The following is a 14,409-nucleotide window of genomic DNA, read 5'->3' as shown; positions in this document are numbered from 1 at the left end:
GTTGTGAAGCCGGATAGTATTTTATCCGGCGTAATAGCAGAGTTACTCGATTTTCTTTCCTTCCATCAATCGTTGCACCAGCGGCAGCATAATTAATTCCATTGCCAGACCCATTTTGCCGCCCGGTACCACTAACGTATTGATGTGGGAAATGAATGAGCCTTGCAACATCGCCAGCAGCCAGGGGAAATCGATCCCTTCCAGATTACGAAAATGGATCACCACAAAGCTTTCATCGAGCGACGGGATACCTTTTGCCGCGAACGGGTTTGAAGTGTCGACGGTGGGAACGCGCTGGAAGTTAAGATGGGTGCGGGAAAACTGCGGTGTGATGTAGTTGATATAATCTTCCATTGAACGCACTACCGAGTCCATCACTGCTTCTCGTGAGTGCCCGCGCTCGCTGGTGTCGCGGATCAGTTTTTGAATCCACTCAAGGTTAACGATAGGCACCACGCCGACCAGTAAGTCCACATGCTGCGCAACGTTATGCTGTGGCGTGACTACGCCGCCGTGTAAACCTTCATAAAACAGTACATCAGTGGGTTCCGGTAAAGGTTGCCAGGGGGTGAATGTCCCCGGTACCTGATTCCACGGTACGGCTTCGTCGTAGGTATGCAGATATTTGCGAGATTTCCCTTTGCCGCTCTGACCGTATTCAATGAAGGTTTGTTCCAGCAGGCCGAAGTCGTTAGCCTCGGGGCCGAAGTAGCTGATATGCCGCCCGGCGTCGCGCGCTTTGCGGATCGCCATGTCCATTTCCGGGCGGGTGTAACGGTGAAAACTGTCGCCTTCCACCTCAGCTGCATGCAGATTTAACTGCGCGAATATTTTACGAAACGCGAGGCTGGTGGTGGTGGTCCCCGCGCCGCTGGATCCTGTTACCGCAATGACCGGATGTTTGGCAGACATAGTAACTCCATGACTTAGCTATCATTATTATCTCGTCCGCCGACGGTTGCAGGTTATTCGCGAAACTGACTGCGCGGCATAATATTGACCGTTTCGTGCAGCTCCGACCATACCAGCACCGCTTCTCCGCACTGTAGCTGGCGTTTGACGTCGGCGACTTTCTGTTCAAGTGTACGCTCATGTTCACCATAATCGGTGCCTTCACGTAACACAAAGCTTTCAATTAAATTTTCCAGCGTTTCGGGGGAGAGGTCTTGCCACGGAATCAACATGATTTCGCCTCCAGATACGTTGTTAACCAGTCAGGAATGCGTGACTCCAGCCACATTTGCGGATGAAGTAATGTACCGCCAATAAAGCCAACATGACCGCCATGTTCAGTCAGTTGATACTCAACCTGCGGGGGGAGACTTTCCGGTTTCGGGATCACCTGATGATCCATAAACGGATCGTCTTTGGCGTGAATAATCAGCGTAGGTTTGGCGATCCGGTTCAGCATCGGCATGGCGCTACACTGACGATAATAGTCGATAGCGTCAGCGTAGCCGTGAATTCTGGCGGTGATTAGATCGTCAAATTCACGGATGCGACGTACCGATTTTAACTGCGCGAGATTAATCGGCAGTGTTCCGGGGTAGGCTGCCAGCTTGCGTGCGGCATTGGCTTTTAACAGGTTTAGCAAGTAACGCTGATAAACGCGGGAAAAGCCCTTTTCCATATGATAGCTACAGGCTTCCAGCATAAACGGCGCAGAGACAATCACCGCCGCATCAACCGGGAGATCATTGCCTTCCTTTGCCAGCAAACAGGCCAGCATATTACCGCCGAGCGAATAGCCGACGGCAGCCGTTGGCGCATGACCAAATTCGCGTTGCAGCCAGCGTAAAAACCAACTGGCGTCTTCGGTTTCGCCCGAATGGTAAATGCGGTGCATACGGTTTGGTTCACCGCTGCATCCGCGAAAATGCATCACCACGCCCAGCCAGCCGCGCTTTTGCGCCGCCTCAACCAGACCGTGGGCGTAAGGGCTATTGAGACTGCCTTCCAGCCCGTGAAACACCACTAAACGCGGTTTATGTTTCGCCTGTGCGGGGTCTTCACTCCACGCGAGATCGACAAAATCGCCGTCGGGCAACTCCAGCCGCTGCCAGTACGGGGTGAATTTCACCTGACGACGAAACAAACGCGGCAGCATAGTTTGTAGATGACAATTGCTAAAGCCGCGCATAGGGGTGAATTCAGCACTGCTGCTAAATTCATTGGCATCGGTCGTCGTTATCTGCGCCATCAGTTGCTTTGGCCTTCCAGCAGCATCTGCTCAAGCTGCTCCTGGGCTTCCAGCCACGCCATTTCGCACTCTTCCAGGCCGGATTTGGCGCTGGCTTGCTGTTGCAGGCAGGCGGTCAACTCCGCTTTACGGCTCTGGTCATACAGTTCGCTGTCGCCGAGTTTCTCTTCCGCCTGCGCCAGTTGCGCGTTCAGCTTCTCCATCTCTTTTTCCAGACGGGCAATCTCTTTACGCAGCGGCTGGGTTTGCGCACGCAGCTCCGCTTCCCGACGCTTCTGATCTTTACGTGCCTGGGCGCTGTTCGCGTTCTCTTTTGGCGCTTCGTCGGTCTGGTTTTCCTGCTTTTGTACGTCGCTCAACCACTGTTGATAATCTTCCAGATCGCCGTCGAACGGTTCGACTTTACGATCGTGAACCAGGTAGAGATCGTCAGTGGTGGAACGCAGCAAATGACGGTCGTGCGAAACGACAACCAGCGCGCCTTCAAACTCGATTAATGCTTCGGTGAGTGCCTGACGCATGTCGAGGTCAAGGTGGTTAGTCGGTTCGTCGAGCAGCAGCAGATTCGGACGCTGCCAGACAATTAATGCCAGCACCAGGCGGGCTTTTTCCCCACCTGAGAAGCGGCGCGTTTCTTCGGTTACTTTATCGCCCTGGAAACCAAAGCCGCCGAGGTAGTCACGCAGTTTTTGTTCCAGCTCCTGCGGCGCTAAACGTGCCAGATGTTGAATAGGTGATTCGTCGGCGCGCAGGTATTCAAGTTGATGCTGGGCGAAGTAGCCGAGCTTGATCCCTTTCGCCAGACCAATTTCACCGCTGACTGGCGCAAGTTCACCGGCTAACAGTTTGATTAATGTCGATTTACCCGCGCCGTTGCGGCCTAACAGACCAATGCGCGAGCCGGGCACCAGGTTCAGTTTAATCGAGTCGAGAATAATGCGATCGCCATAGCCCGCGCTGACTTTTTCCATCTTCAGTAACGGATTTGGCAGGCTTTCCGGCGCGCGGAAGCTAAAGCGGAACGGGTTGTCGACGTGCGCGGGGGCAATCAGCTCCATACGCTCGAGCATCTTAATGCGGCTCTGGGCCTGCTTCGCTTTGGTGGCTTTGGCACGGAAACGGTCGATATAACTTTGCAGATGCGCTACGCGTTCCTGCTGGCTTTCATACATCGCTTGTTGCTGCGCCAGACGGGTGGCGCGCTGTACTTCAAACGAACTGTAGTTGCCGGTGTACTCGAACATGCTTTGTTGTTCGATATGAATAATTTTATCAACGATCGGATCGAGGAAGTCGCGGTCGTGAGAGATCAGGATCAGCGTGCCCTGATAGCTCTTCAACCATTTTTCCAGCCAGATAACGGCATCGAGATCGAGGTGGTTAGTCGGTTCGTCGAGCAGCAGCAAGTCTGAACGGCAAATCAGCGCCTGGGCAAGGTTAAGACGCATACGCCAGCCACCGGAGAAATCACTTACCGGGCGCTCCAGTTGTTCATTGCTGAAACCGAGGCCGTGCAGCAGGCTGGCGGCACGGGAGCGAATACTCCATGCGTCAATAGCATCCAGCTTGCCATGAATGGTCGCAATGGCGTGCCCGTCGTTACGTTCGTTGGCGTCGTGTAGCTGCGCTTCTAGTTGACGATATTCACGGTCGCCGTCAATGACATATTCCAGCGCCGCTTGCGGTAACGCCGGCGTTTCCTGATTCACCCACGCCAGTTGCCAGCTTCCCGGAAAGGTGTAGCTGCCGCCGTCGGCGCTGATTTCATTTTTCAGCAATGCCAGCAGGGTAGATTTACCACAGCCGTTTTTACCCACCAGGCCGACTTTCTGCCCAGGGTTGATGGTGGCGGTGGCATTATCCAGCAGGACGCGCACGCCGCGACGAATTTGTAACGAGGAGAAAACAATCATAAGGCGCCGTATGTTCAGACTATGTTAACTTATCATTATGATAATGTAATGTATGGGCGAGCTGCCGCACCGGGCGCAATGGTAGCCCAAAACAGCGACTATACACAAAAACCATACCGGGAGGGGGATGATGTCTCAGCCAGCGAAAGTTTTGCTGCTGTATGCCCATCCGGAATCTCAGGACTCGGTGGCAAACCGGGTACTGCTTAAACCGGCCACGCAGCTCAGCAATGTTACCGTGCACGACCTTTATGCGCACTATTCCGATTTTTTTATTGATATCCCCCGTGAGCAGGCATTACTGCGCGAGCACGAGGTGATTGTCTTTCAGCATCCTCTTTATACCTATAGCTGCCCGGCGCTACTGAAAGAGTGGCTGGACCGGGTATTAAGTCGTGGTTTTGCCAGCGGGCCGGGAGGAAACCAACTGGCGGGAAAGTACTGGCGTAGCGTGATTACCACCGGCGAGCCGGAAAGTGCTTACCGTTATGACGCATTGAATCGCTACCCGATGAGCGATGTTCTGCGTCCCTTTGAACTGGCGGCGGGCATGTGCCGGATGCATTGGTTAAGTCCCATCATTATTTACTGGGCGAGACGGCAAAGCGCACAGGAGCTGGCGAGTCACGCCAGAGCCTACGGTGACTGGCTGGCAAATCCGCTGTCTCCAGGAGGCCGCTGATGGAAGGTTCCGATTTTTTACTCGCAGGAGTGCTGTTTCTCTTCGCGGCGGTGGCTGCGGTGCCGCTGGCATCGCGGCTGGGTATTGGCGCTGTGTTGGGATATTTGCTGGCAGGAATTGCAATTGGTCCATGGGGGCTGGGGTTTATTAGCGACGTCGATGAGATCCTCCACTTTTCGGAACTCGGCGTGGTATTCCTGATGTTTATCATCGGTCTTGAGTTGAATCCCTCCAAACTTTGGCAACTGCGGCGTTCGATTTTTGGCGTAGGCGCGGCACAGGTGCTGTTAAGCGCGGCGTTGCTGGCGGGATTATTGATGCTGACGGATTTCGCCTGGCAGGCGGCGGTTGTCGGTGGCATTGGCCTTGCGATGTCTTCAACTGCAATGGCGTTGCAATTGATGCGTGAGAAAGGGATGAATCGCAGCGAATCCGGGCAGCTCGGGTTTTCGGTTCTGCTGTTTCAGGATCTGGCGGTGATCCCGGCACTGGCGTTAGTGCCGTTGTTGGCGGGTTCGGCAGACGAACATTTCGACTGGATGAAGATCGGCATGAAGGTGCTGGCGTTTGTCGGCATGCTGATTGGCGGGCGCTATTTACTGCGTCCGGTATTCCGTTTTATTGCAGCTTCTGGCGTGCGGGAAGTGTTCACCGCCGCGACGCTGCTGTTGGTGTTGGGTTCCGCATTGTTTATGGACGCGCTGGGGCTGTCGATGGCGCTCGGTACGTTTATTGCGGGCGTGCTGCTGGCGGAAAGTGAATATCGCCATGAACTGGAAACGGCTATCGATCCCTTCAAAGGCTTGCTGCTCGGTTTGTTCTTTATCTCTGTCGGCATGTCGCTCAATCTCGGGGTGCTTTATACCCATCTGTTGTGGGTAGTGATAAGCGTGGTTGTGCTGGTGGCGGTGAAAATTCTCGTGTTGTATCTGCTGGCGCGATTGTATGGCGTGCGTAGCTCAGAGCGGATGCAGTTTGCTGGCGTGTTGAGTCAGGGCGGTGAGTTTGCCTTTGTCCTCTTTTCTACCGCTTCTTCACAACGTTTATTCCAGGGCGACCAGATGGCGCTGTTGCTGGTGACGGTGACGCTTTCCATGATGACCACGCCGTTGCTGATGAAGCTGGTGGATAAATGGCTATCCCGCCAGTTTAACGGACCGGAAGAAGAAGACGAAAAACCGTGGGTCAACGATGATAAACCCCAGGTCATTGTCGTGGGCTTCGGGCGTTTTGGTCAGGTGATTGGTCGTTTGCTGATGGCAAATAAAATGCGCATTACCGTGCTGGAGCGGGATATCAGCGCCGTTAACCTGATGCGTAAATATGGCTACAAAGTTTATTACGGCGACGCCACGCAGGTCGATCTTTTACGTTCTGCGGGTGCAGAGGCCGCTGAGTCTATCGTCATTACCTGTAACGAGCCGGAAGACACCATGAAGCTGGTGGAAATATGCCAGCAGCACTTTCCGCATTTGCATATTCTTGCGCGAGCGCGCGGACGTGTGGAAGCGCATGAGTTATTACAGGCAGGGGTGACGCAGTTTTCCCGTGAAACATTCTCCAGTGCGTTAGAGCTGGGGCGCAAGACGCTGGTCACGCTTGGCATGCATCCGCATCAGGCACAGCGGGCGCAACTGCATTTTCGCCGCCTGGATATGCGAATGCTGCGGGAGTTAATCCCGATGCATGCTGATACCGTACAAATTTCTCGCGCCAGGGAAGCCCGACGCGAACTGGAAGAGATTTTCCAGCGTGAAATGCAACAAGAACGACGCCAGCTGGACGGCTGGGATGAATTTGAGTAGAGGGTAAAGATGGCAATCCGAAAACGTTTTATTGCGGGCGCAAAATGCCCGGCCTGTCAGGCGCAGGATTCAATGGCGATGTGGCGCGAAAATAATATTGATATTGTTGAATGTGTTAAGTGCGGACATCAGATGCGAGAAGCAGACAAAGAAGCCCGCGATCACGTTCGCAAAGATGAGCAAGTGATCGGGATTTTTCATCCGGACTAGCGATATGCGCCGAGTTTTTTTAAGCTAGTGAGTACACGGCTGCAGAATTCCGCTACAATCTGCGCCACTATTCTTCCCATGCTCAGGAGATATCATGAAAGTAGCAAAAGACCTGGTGGTCAGCCTGGCCTATCAGGTACGTACAGAAGACGGTGTGTTGGTTGATGAGTCTCCGGTGAGTGCGCCGCTGGACTACCTGCATGGTCACGGTTCCCTGATCTCTGGCCTGGAAACGGCGCTGGAAGGTCATGAAGTTGGCGACAAATTTGATGTCGCTGTTGGCGCGAACGACGCTTACGGTCAGTACGACGAAAACCTGGTGCAACGTGTTCCTAAAGACGTATTTATGGGCGTTGATGAACTGCAGGTAGGTATGCGTTTCCTGGCTGAAACTGACCAGGGTCCGGTACCGGTTGAAATCACTGCGGTTGAAGACGATCACGTCGTGGTTGATGGTAACCACATGCTGGCCGGTCAGAACCTGAAATTCAACGTTGAAGTTGTGGCGATTCGCGAAGCGACCGAAGAAGAACTGGCTCATGGCCACGTTCACGGCGCGCACGATCATCACCACGATCACGACCACGACGGTTGCTGCGGCGGTCATGGCCACGATCACGGTCATGAACACGGTGGCGAAGGCTGCTGTGGCGGTAAAGGCAACGGCGGTTGTGGTTGCCACTAATACCGAAAAGGTGACAAAAAAGCGGGGAATCCCCGCTTTTTTTACGCCTCAATAATGTGGCGGTGGCGTTTCTTCAGCCTGCGACGCGATGTTCGACGGCTGGCTGGCTTTTAACTTCTCGGTCAGCAGACGCAGATGATCGCGCAGTTTCGCCATCTCCATTTCATGAGCGGTCACCGTGACGTTCAGTTCTTCAATGGTGATTTCCTGAAAAGCCAGTCGGCTCTCCAGCTCTGCCAGGCGTGCTTCCAATGATAAATCCTGCATGATTCACCTCTTTTGTCGAATGGTCGCCGCGGATTCTACTTAACTTTGCTGCCCGAGACAGCACTCATTTCGCGGTCATCGAAACTAATTTAAACAAAAAGAGTCTGAAAATAGATGATAATAGGGCGTGTCTGTATGTAGATTTGTTCGACAACGCTTTATAGTACCCTTCTGATAATAGTTAACCCTGGGGTGAGATGCCCCGATCCTGGAGATATGGATGAAATCACTGTTTAAAGTAACGCTGCTGGCGACCACAATGGCCGTTGCCCTGCATGCACCAATCACTTTTGCTGCTGAAGCTGCAAAACCTGCTACAACTGCTGACAGCAAAGCAGCGTTCAAAAATGACGATCAGAAATCAGCTTATGCACTGGGTGCTTCGCTGGGTCGTTACATGGAAAACTCTCTTAAAGAACAAGAAAAACTGGGCATCAAACTGGATAAAGATCAGCTGATCGCTGGTGTTCAGGATGCATTTGCTGATAAGAGCAAACTCTCCGACCAAGAGATCGAACAGACTCTGCAAGCATTCGAAGCTCGCGTGAAGTCTTCTGCTCAGGCGAAGATGGAAAAAGACGCGGCTGATAACGAAGCAAAAGGTAAAGAGTACCGCGAGAAATTTGCCAAAGAGAAAGGTGTGAAAACCTCTTCAACTGGTCTGGTTTATCAGGTAGTAGAAGCCGGTAAAGGCGAAGCACCGAAAGACAGCGATACTGTTGTAGTGAACTACAAAGGTACGCTGATCGACGGTAAAGAGTTCGACAACTCTTACACCCGTGGTGAACCGCTTTCTTTCCGTCTGGACGGTGTTATCCCGGGTTGGACAGAAGGTCTGAAGAACATCAAGAAAGGCGGTAAGATCAAACTGGTTATTCCACCAGAACTGGCTTACGGCAAAGCGGGTGTTCCGGGGATCCCACCGAATTCTACCCTGGTGTTTGACGTAGAGCTGCTGGATGTGAAACCAGCGCCGAAGGCTGATGCAAAGCCGGAAGCTGATGCGAAAGCCGCAGATTCTGCTAAAAAATAAGCATTAAGAACCGCCGCCTGACCAGGCGGCGGTTTTTTTATTACAGGCCGGATATAATTAGTGCTGGAAAGCGGAACCTCCGCTGTATTAATTTAGTTACCCGCATCATTAATGAGCCTGCCCTGAAAAGTTAACGACAGGCTCCTGAAAAGGAGTGTTTTTTTTCATGTCCAGGTCGCTTTTAACCAACGAAACCAGTGAGTTGGATTTACTGGATCAACGTCCTTTCGACCAGAGCGATTTTGATATTCTGAAATCCTACGAAGCGGTGGTGGACGGGTTAGCGATGCTCATTGGCTCCCACTGTGAAATCGTTTTGCACTCTTTGCAGGATTTAAAATGTTCAGCCATTCGTATTGCTAACGGTGAACATACAGGCCGGAAGATTGGTTCGCCAATTACCGACCTGGCGCTACGTATGCTTCACGATATGACGGGAGCGGATAGCAGCGTTTCTAAATGCTACTTTACTCGCGCCAAAAGCGGCGTATTAATGAAGTCGCTGACCATCGCCATTCGTAATCGCGAACAGCGTGTAATTGGCCTGCTGTGCATTAATATGAACCTCGATGTTCCTTTCTCGCAGATTATGAGCACCTTCGTGCCACCAGAGACGCCGGATGTCGGCTCAAATGTCAACTTTGCTTCCTCTGTAGAAGATCTGGTTACCCAAACGCTGGAGTTCACCATCGAAGAAGTGAATGCCGATCGCAATGTTTCTAATAACGCCAAAAATCGCCAGATCGTATTGAATCTCTACGAGAAAGGGATATTCGACATAAAAGACGCGATTAATCAGGTTGCTGATCGTCTGAATATTTCCAAACATACTGTTTATCTCTATATTCGCCAGTTCAAAAGTGGCGACTTCCTGGGGCAAGATAAGTAATGCGTTTTGCCATCGTGGTGACCGGGCCAGCATACGGTACGCAACAGGCGAGTAGTGCTTTTCAGTTTGCGCAGGCGCTGATAGCCGAAGGCCATGAGTTAAGCAGCGTCTTTTTCTATCGGGAAGGGGTCTATAACGCTAACCAATTGACCTCACCGGCAAGTGACGAATTTGACCTTGTGCGCGGCTGGCAACAGTTGAATGCGCAACATGGTGTGGCGCTGAATATCTGCGTAGCGGCAGCGTTACGCCGCGGTATCGTCGATGAAACTGAAGCAGGAAGGCTGGGGCTGGCTTCGTCAAACCTTCAGCCAGGATTTACCTTAAGCGGACTTGGGGCGCTGGCGGAAGCCTCGCTGACCTGTGACAGGGTGGTACAGTTCTGATGAAACGAATTGCGTTTGTTTTTTCTACTGCACCTCATGGTACAGCTGCTGGTCGGGAAGGTTTAGATGCTTTACTGGCAACTTCCGCATTAACTGACGATCTGGCCGTCTTCTTTATCGCTGATGGCGTTTTTCAGCTGCTGTCAGGACAAAAGCCCGATGCAGTGCTGGCGCGTGATTACATTGCCACTTTTAAATTGTTGGGTCTGTACGACATTGAACAGTGCTGGGTTTGTGCGGCTTCACTGCGCGAACGCGGGTTAGATCCGCAGACACCCTTTGTTGTCGAAGCCACGCCGCTCGAAGCAGATGCCTTACGCCGCGAACTCGCCAACTACGATGTTATTTTGAGGTTTTGAGGCGTTTATGCTGCACACATTACATCGTTCACCCTGGCTGACGGATTTTGCTGCGCTGCTGCGTCTGCTCAGTGAGGGCGACGAACTGCTATTATTGCAAGATGGTGTAACTGCCGCAGTTGACGGTAACCGCTACCTTGAAAGTCTGCGTAATGCCCCCATTAAGGTCTATGCCCTGAACGAAGACCTTATTGCCCGCGGTTTGACTGGTCAAATTTCGAACGACATTATTCCCATTGACTATACTGATTTCGTCAGACTTACGGTTAAGCACTCCAGCCAGATGGCCTGGTGATGGCGGGATCGTTGTATATTTCTTGACACCTTTTCGGCATCGCCCTAAAATTCGGCGTCCTCATATTGTGTGAGGACGTTTTATTACGTGTTTACGAAGCAAAAGCTAAAACCAGGAGCTATTTAATGGCAACAGTTAACCAGCTGGTACGCAAACCACGTGCTCGCAAAGTTGCGAAAAGCAACGTGCCTGCGCTGGAAGCATGCCCGCAAAAACGTGGCGTATGTACTCGTGTATATACTACCACTCCTAAAAAACCGAACTCCGCGCTGCGTAAAGTATGCCGTGTTCGTCTGACTAACGGTTTCGAAGTGACTTCCTACATCGGTGGTGAAGGTCACAACCTGCAGGAGCACTCCGTGATCCTGATCCGTGGCGGTCGTGTTAAAGACCTCCCGGGTGTTCGTTACCACACCGTACGTGGTGCGCTTGACTGCTCCGGCGTTAAAGACCGTAAGCAGGCTCGTTCCAAGTATGGCGTGAAGCGTCCTAAGGCTTAATGGTTCTCCGTTAAGTAAGGCCAAACGTTTTAACTTAAATGTCAAACTAAACTCGTAGAGTTTTGGACAATCCTGAATTAACAACGGAGTATTTCCATGCCACGTCGTCGCGTCATTGGTCAGCGTAAAATTCTGCCGGATCCGAAGTTCGGATCAGAACTGCTGGCTAAATTTGTAAATATCCTGATGGTAGATGGTAAAAAATCTACTGCTGAATCTATCGTATACAGCGCGCTGGAGACCCTGGCTCAGCGCTCTGGTAAATCTGAACTGGAAGCATTCGAAGTAGCTCTCGAAAACGTGCGCCCGACTGTAGAAGTTAAGTCTCGCCGCGTTGGTGGTTCTACTTATCAGGTACCAGTTGAAGTCCGTCCGGTTCGTCGTAATGCTCTGGCAATGCGTTGGATCGTTGAAGCTGCTCGTAAACGCGGTGATAAATCCATGGCTCTGCGCCTGGCGAACGAACTTTCTGATGCTGCAGAAAACAAAGGTACTGCAGTTAAGAAACGTGAAGACGTTCACCGTATGGCCGAAGCCAACAAGGCGTTCGCACACTACCGTTGGTAATCCCTTCGGAGTTTTAGTCACCAGGCGGGCGCTTCCAGTAAGCAGCCCGCTTTGGGCTACTTAAATTGAACGCCTAAAAGATAAACGAGGAAACAAATGGCTCGTACAACACCCATCGCACGCTACCGTAATATCGGTATCAGTGCGCACATCGACGCCGGTAAAACCACTACTACCGAACGTATTCTGTTCTACACCGGTGTAAACCATAAAATCGGTGAAGTTCATGACGGCGCTGCAACCATGGACTGGATGGAGCAGGAGCAGGAACGTGGTATTACCATCACTTCCGCTGCGACTACTGCATTCTGGTCTGGTATGGCTAAGCAGTATGAGCCGCATCGCATCAACATCATCGACACCCCGGGGCACGTTGACTTCACAATCGAAGTAGAACGTTCCATGCGTGTTCTCGATGGTGCGGTAATGGTTTACTGCGCAGTTGGTGGTGTTCAGCCGCAGTCTGAAACCGTATGGCGTCAGGCAAACAAATATAAAGTTCCGCGCATTGCGTTCGTTAACAAAATGGACCGCATGGGTGCGAACTTCCTGAAAGTTGTTAACCAGATCAAAACCCGTCTGGGCGCGAACCCGGTTCCGCTGCAGCTGGCGATTGGTGCTGAAGAACATTTCACCGGTGTTGTTGACCTGGTGAAAATGAAAGCTATCAACTGGAACGACGCTGACCAGGGCGTAACCTTCGAATACGAAGATATCCCGGCAGACATGGTTGAACTGGCTAACGAATGGCACCAGAACCTGATCGAATCCGCAGCTGAAGCTTCTGAAGAGCTGATGGAAAAATACCTGGGTGGTGAAGAACTGACTGAAGCAGAAATCAAAGGTGCTCTGCGTCAGCGCGTTCTGAACAACGAAATCATCCTGGTAACCTGTGGTTCTGCGTTCAAGAACAAAGGTGTTCAGGCGATGCTGGATGCGGTAATTGATTACCTGCCATCCCCGGTTGACGTACCTGCGATCAACGGTATCCTGGACGACGGTAAAGACACTCCGGCTGAGCGTCACGCAAGTGATGATGAGCCGTTCTCTGCACTGGCGTTCAAAATCGCTACCGACCCGTTTGTTGGTAACCTGACCTTCTTCCGTGTTTACTCCGGTGTGGTTAACTCTGGTGATACCGTACTGAACTCCGTGAAAGCTGCACGTGAGCGTTTCGGTCGTATCGTTCAGATGCACGCTAACAAACGTGAAGAGATCAAAGAAGTTCGCGCGGGCGACATCGCTGCTGCTATCGGTCTGAAAGACGTAACCACTGGTGACACCCTGTGTGACCCGGATGCGCCGATCATTCTGGAACGTATGGAATTCCCTGAGCCGGTAATCTCCATCGCAGTTGAACCGAAAACCAAAGCTGACCAGGAAAAAATGGGTCTGGCTCTGGGCCGTCTGGCTAAAGAAGACCCGTCTTTCCGTGTATGGACTGACGAAGAATCTAACCAGACCATTATCGCGGGTATGGGCGAACTGCACCTCGACATCATCGTTGACCGTATGAAGCGTGAATTCAACGTTGAAGCGAACGTAGGTAAACCGCAGGTTGCTTACCGTGAAACTATCCGCCAGAAAGTTACCGATGTTGAAGGTAAACACGCGAAACAGTCTGGTGGTCGTGGTCAGTATGGTCATGTTGTTATCGACATGTACCCGCTGGAGCCGGGTTCAAACCCGAAAGGCTACGAGTTCATCAACGACATTAAAGGTGGTGTAATCCCTGGCGAATACATCCCGGCCGTTGATAAAGGTATCCAGGAACAGCTGAAAGCAGGTCCGCTGGCAGGCTACCCGGTAGTAGACATGGGTATTCGTCTGCACTTCGGTTCTTACCATGACGTTGACTCCTCTGAACTGGCGTTTAAACTGGCTGCTTCTATCGCCTTTAAAGAAGGCTTTAAGAAAGCGAAACCAGTTCTGCTTGAGCCGATCATGAAGGTTGAAGTAGAAACTCCGGAAGAGAACACCGGTGACGTTATCGGTGACTTGAGCCGTCGTCGTGGTATGCTCAAAGGTCAGGAATCTGAAGTTACTGGCGTTAAGATCCACGCTGAAGTACCGCTGTCTGAAATGTTCGGATACGCAACTCAGCTGCGTTCTCTGACCAAAGGTCGTGCATCATACACTATGGAATTCCTGAAGTATGATGAAGCGCCGAGTAACGTTGCTCAGGCCGTAATTGAAGCCCGTGGTAAATAAGCCTAAGGGTTAATACCAAAGTCCCGTGCTCTCTCCTGAAGGGGAGAGCACTATAGTAAGGAATATAGCCGTGTCTAAAGAAAAATTTGAACGTACAAAACCGCACGTTAACGTTGGTACTATCGGCCACGTTGACCACGGTAAAACTACTCTGACCGCTGCAATCACCACCGTACTGGCTAAAACCTACGGCGGTGCTGCTCGTGCATTCGACCAGATCGATAACGCGCCGGAAGAAAAAGCTCGTGGTATCACCATCAACACTTCTCACGTTGAATATGACACCCCGACCCGTCACTACGCACACGTAGACTGCCCGGGGCACGCCGACTATGTTAAAAACATGATCACCGGTGCTGCTCAGATGGACGGCGCGATCCTGGTAGTTGCTGCGACTGACGGCCCGA

18 protein-coding genes are annotated in these 14,409 nt (G+C 51.9%); 13 read left to right on the top strand and 5 right to left on the bottom strand.

The window, feature by feature from the left end:
* Window positions 1-42: 42 nt before the first annotated feature.
* From ACJHXA_RS06865 to ACJHXA_RS06850, 4 genes are read right to left on the bottom strand one after another with little or no spacing between them, the layout of a single operon-like run.
* Window positions 43-912, bottom strand: coding sequence for a phosphoribulokinase (locus ACJHXA_RS06865; RefSeq protein ID WP_001274680.1), 870 nt, complete (start codon window positions 910-912; stop codon window positions 43-45).
* A 53-nt stretch (window positions 913-965) separates the two neighbouring features.
* Window positions 966-1,184 carry a YheU family protein gene (locus tag ACJHXA_RS06860; RefSeq protein ID WP_000907085.1) on the bottom strand — a complete coding sequence of 73 codons (219 nt, stop codon included), beginning with the start codon at window positions 1,182-1,184 and terminating at the stop codon, window positions 966-968.
* Window positions 1,178-2,200, bottom strand: a complete 1,023-nt coding sequence (locus tag ACJHXA_RS06855; RefSeq protein ID WP_000057405.1) for a hydrolase — start codon at window positions 2,198-2,200, stop codon at window positions 1,178-1,180. Before ACJHXA_RS06855 ends, ACJHXA_RS06860 begins: the two co-directional genes overlap by 7 nt.
* Window positions 2,200-4,113, bottom strand: coding sequence for an ABC transporter ATP-binding protein (locus ACJHXA_RS06850; RefSeq protein ID WP_000634798.1), 1,914 nt, complete (start codon window positions 4,111-4,113; stop codon window positions 2,200-2,202). Before ACJHXA_RS06850 ends, ACJHXA_RS06855 begins: the two co-directional genes overlap by 1 nt.
* Window positions 4,114-4,243: 130 nt before the next feature.
* Here ACJHXA_RS06850 and kefG point away from each other — a divergent pair, with 130 nt between their 5' ends.
* The 4 genes from kefG (at window position 4,244) to slyD (ending at window position 7,495) form a co-directional block, all read left to right on the top strand.
* Window positions 4,244-4,795 (top strand): glutathione-regulated potassium-efflux system ancillary protein KefG, encoded by a 552-nt coding sequence (gene kefG / locus ACJHXA_RS06845; protein WP_001406614.1) that lies wholly within the window; start codon window positions 4,244-4,246, stop codon window positions 4,793-4,795.
* On the top strand, window positions 4,795-6,600 hold the full coding sequence (gene kefB, locus ACJHXA_RS06840; protein WP_000399122.1) for a glutathione-regulated potassium-efflux system protein KefB: 1,806 nt from the start codon (window positions 4,795-4,797) through the stop codon (window positions 6,598-6,600). Before kefG ends, kefB begins: the two co-directional genes overlap by 1 nt.
* A 9-nt stretch (window positions 6,601-6,609) precedes the next feature.
* Window positions 6,610-6,810 carry a YheV family putative zinc ribbon protein gene (locus ACJHXA_RS06835; RefSeq protein WP_001007730.1) on the top strand — a complete coding sequence of 67 codons (201 nt, stop codon included), beginning with the start codon at window positions 6,610-6,612 and terminating at the stop codon, window positions 6,808-6,810.
* A gap of 94 nt (window positions 6,811-6,904) precedes the next feature.
* Window positions 6,905-7,495 (top strand): peptidylprolyl isomerase, encoded by a 591-nt coding sequence (gene slyD, locus ACJHXA_RS06830; protein ID WP_000861334.1) that lies wholly within the window; start codon window positions 6,905-6,907, stop codon window positions 7,493-7,495.
* Between the two features lie 48 nt (window positions 7,496-7,543).
* Here slyD and ACJHXA_RS06825 read toward each other — a convergent pair whose 3' ends face one another.
* The gene (locus ACJHXA_RS06825) at window positions 7,544-7,762 is read right to left on the bottom strand and encodes a protein SlyX (RefSeq protein WP_001153615.1); all 219 of its coding nucleotides are present in this window, start codon (window positions 7,760-7,762) and stop codon (window positions 7,544-7,546) included.
* Between the two features lie 220 nt (window positions 7,763-7,982).
* On the opposite strand from ACJHXA_RS06825, the gene fkpA reads away from it, so the two are divergent.
* The 9 genes from fkpA to ACJHXA_RS06780 all read left to right on the top strand — a co-directional run.
* Complete coding sequence (fkpA, locus tag ACJHXA_RS06820) at window positions 7,983-8,795, top strand: FKBP-type peptidyl-prolyl cis-trans isomerase (protein ID WP_000838261.1); 813 nt, start codon at window positions 7,983-7,985, stop codon at window positions 8,793-8,795.
* A 166-nt stretch (window positions 8,796-8,961) separates the two neighbouring features.
* On the top strand, window positions 8,962-9,684 hold the full coding sequence (locus ACJHXA_RS06815; protein ID WP_000091461.1) for a transcriptional regulator: 723 nt from the start codon (window positions 8,962-8,964) through the stop codon (window positions 9,682-9,684).
* Window positions 9,684-10,070, top strand: a complete 387-nt coding sequence (gene tusD / locus ACJHXA_RS06810) for a sulfurtransferase complex subunit TusD (protein ID WP_001209689.1) — start codon at window positions 9,684-9,686, stop codon at window positions 10,068-10,070. The genes ACJHXA_RS06815 and tusD overlap by 1 nt, the downstream gene beginning before the upstream one ends.
* Window positions 10,070-10,429 (top strand): sulfurtransferase complex subunit TusC, encoded by a 360-nt coding sequence (gene tusC, locus ACJHXA_RS06805; protein WP_000820720.1) that lies wholly within the window; start codon window positions 10,070-10,072, stop codon window positions 10,427-10,429. Before tusD ends, tusC begins: the two co-directional genes overlap by 1 nt.
* Before the next feature lie 7 nt (window positions 10,430-10,436).
* Entirely contained in the window at window positions 10,437-10,724 is a 288-nt protein-coding gene (tusB, locus tag ACJHXA_RS06800) for a sulfurtransferase complex subunit TusB (RefSeq protein ID WP_000903377.1), read from the top strand.
* A gap of 125 nt (window positions 10,725-10,849) precedes the next feature.
* Window positions 10,850-11,224, top strand: coding sequence for a 30S ribosomal protein S12 (gene rpsL, locus ACJHXA_RS06795; protein ID WP_000246815.1), 375 nt, complete (start codon window positions 10,850-10,852; stop codon window positions 11,222-11,224).
* A 96-nt stretch (window positions 11,225-11,320) separates the two neighbouring features.
* A complete protein-coding gene (gene rpsG / locus ACJHXA_RS06790) occupies window positions 11,321-11,791 on the top strand; it encodes a 30S ribosomal protein S7 (RefSeq protein WP_001138043.1) in 471 nt (156 codons plus the stop codon).
* Window positions 11,792-11,887: 96 nt separating this feature from the next.
* Window positions 11,888-14,002 carry an elongation factor G gene (fusA, locus tag ACJHXA_RS06785; protein WP_000124700.1) on the top strand — a complete coding sequence of 705 codons (2,115 nt, stop codon included), beginning with the start codon at window positions 11,888-11,890 and terminating at the stop codon, window positions 14,000-14,002.
* Window positions 14,003-14,072: 70 nt separating this feature from the next.
* Window positions 14,073-14,409 (top strand): GTP-binding protein (locus ACJHXA_RS06780; RefSeq protein ID WP_000031698.1); only part of this gene is annotated, 337 nt, incomplete at its 3' end.

This window comes from Escherichia sp. WS33, from assembly GCF_046486385.1.
Classification (GTDB): domain Bacteria; phylum Pseudomonadota; class Gammaproteobacteria; order Enterobacterales; family Enterobacteriaceae; genus ECMA0423.
The sequence above is the reverse complement of the archived record's forward strand: the minus strand, read 5'-3'. Positions and strand labels throughout refer to the sequence as shown.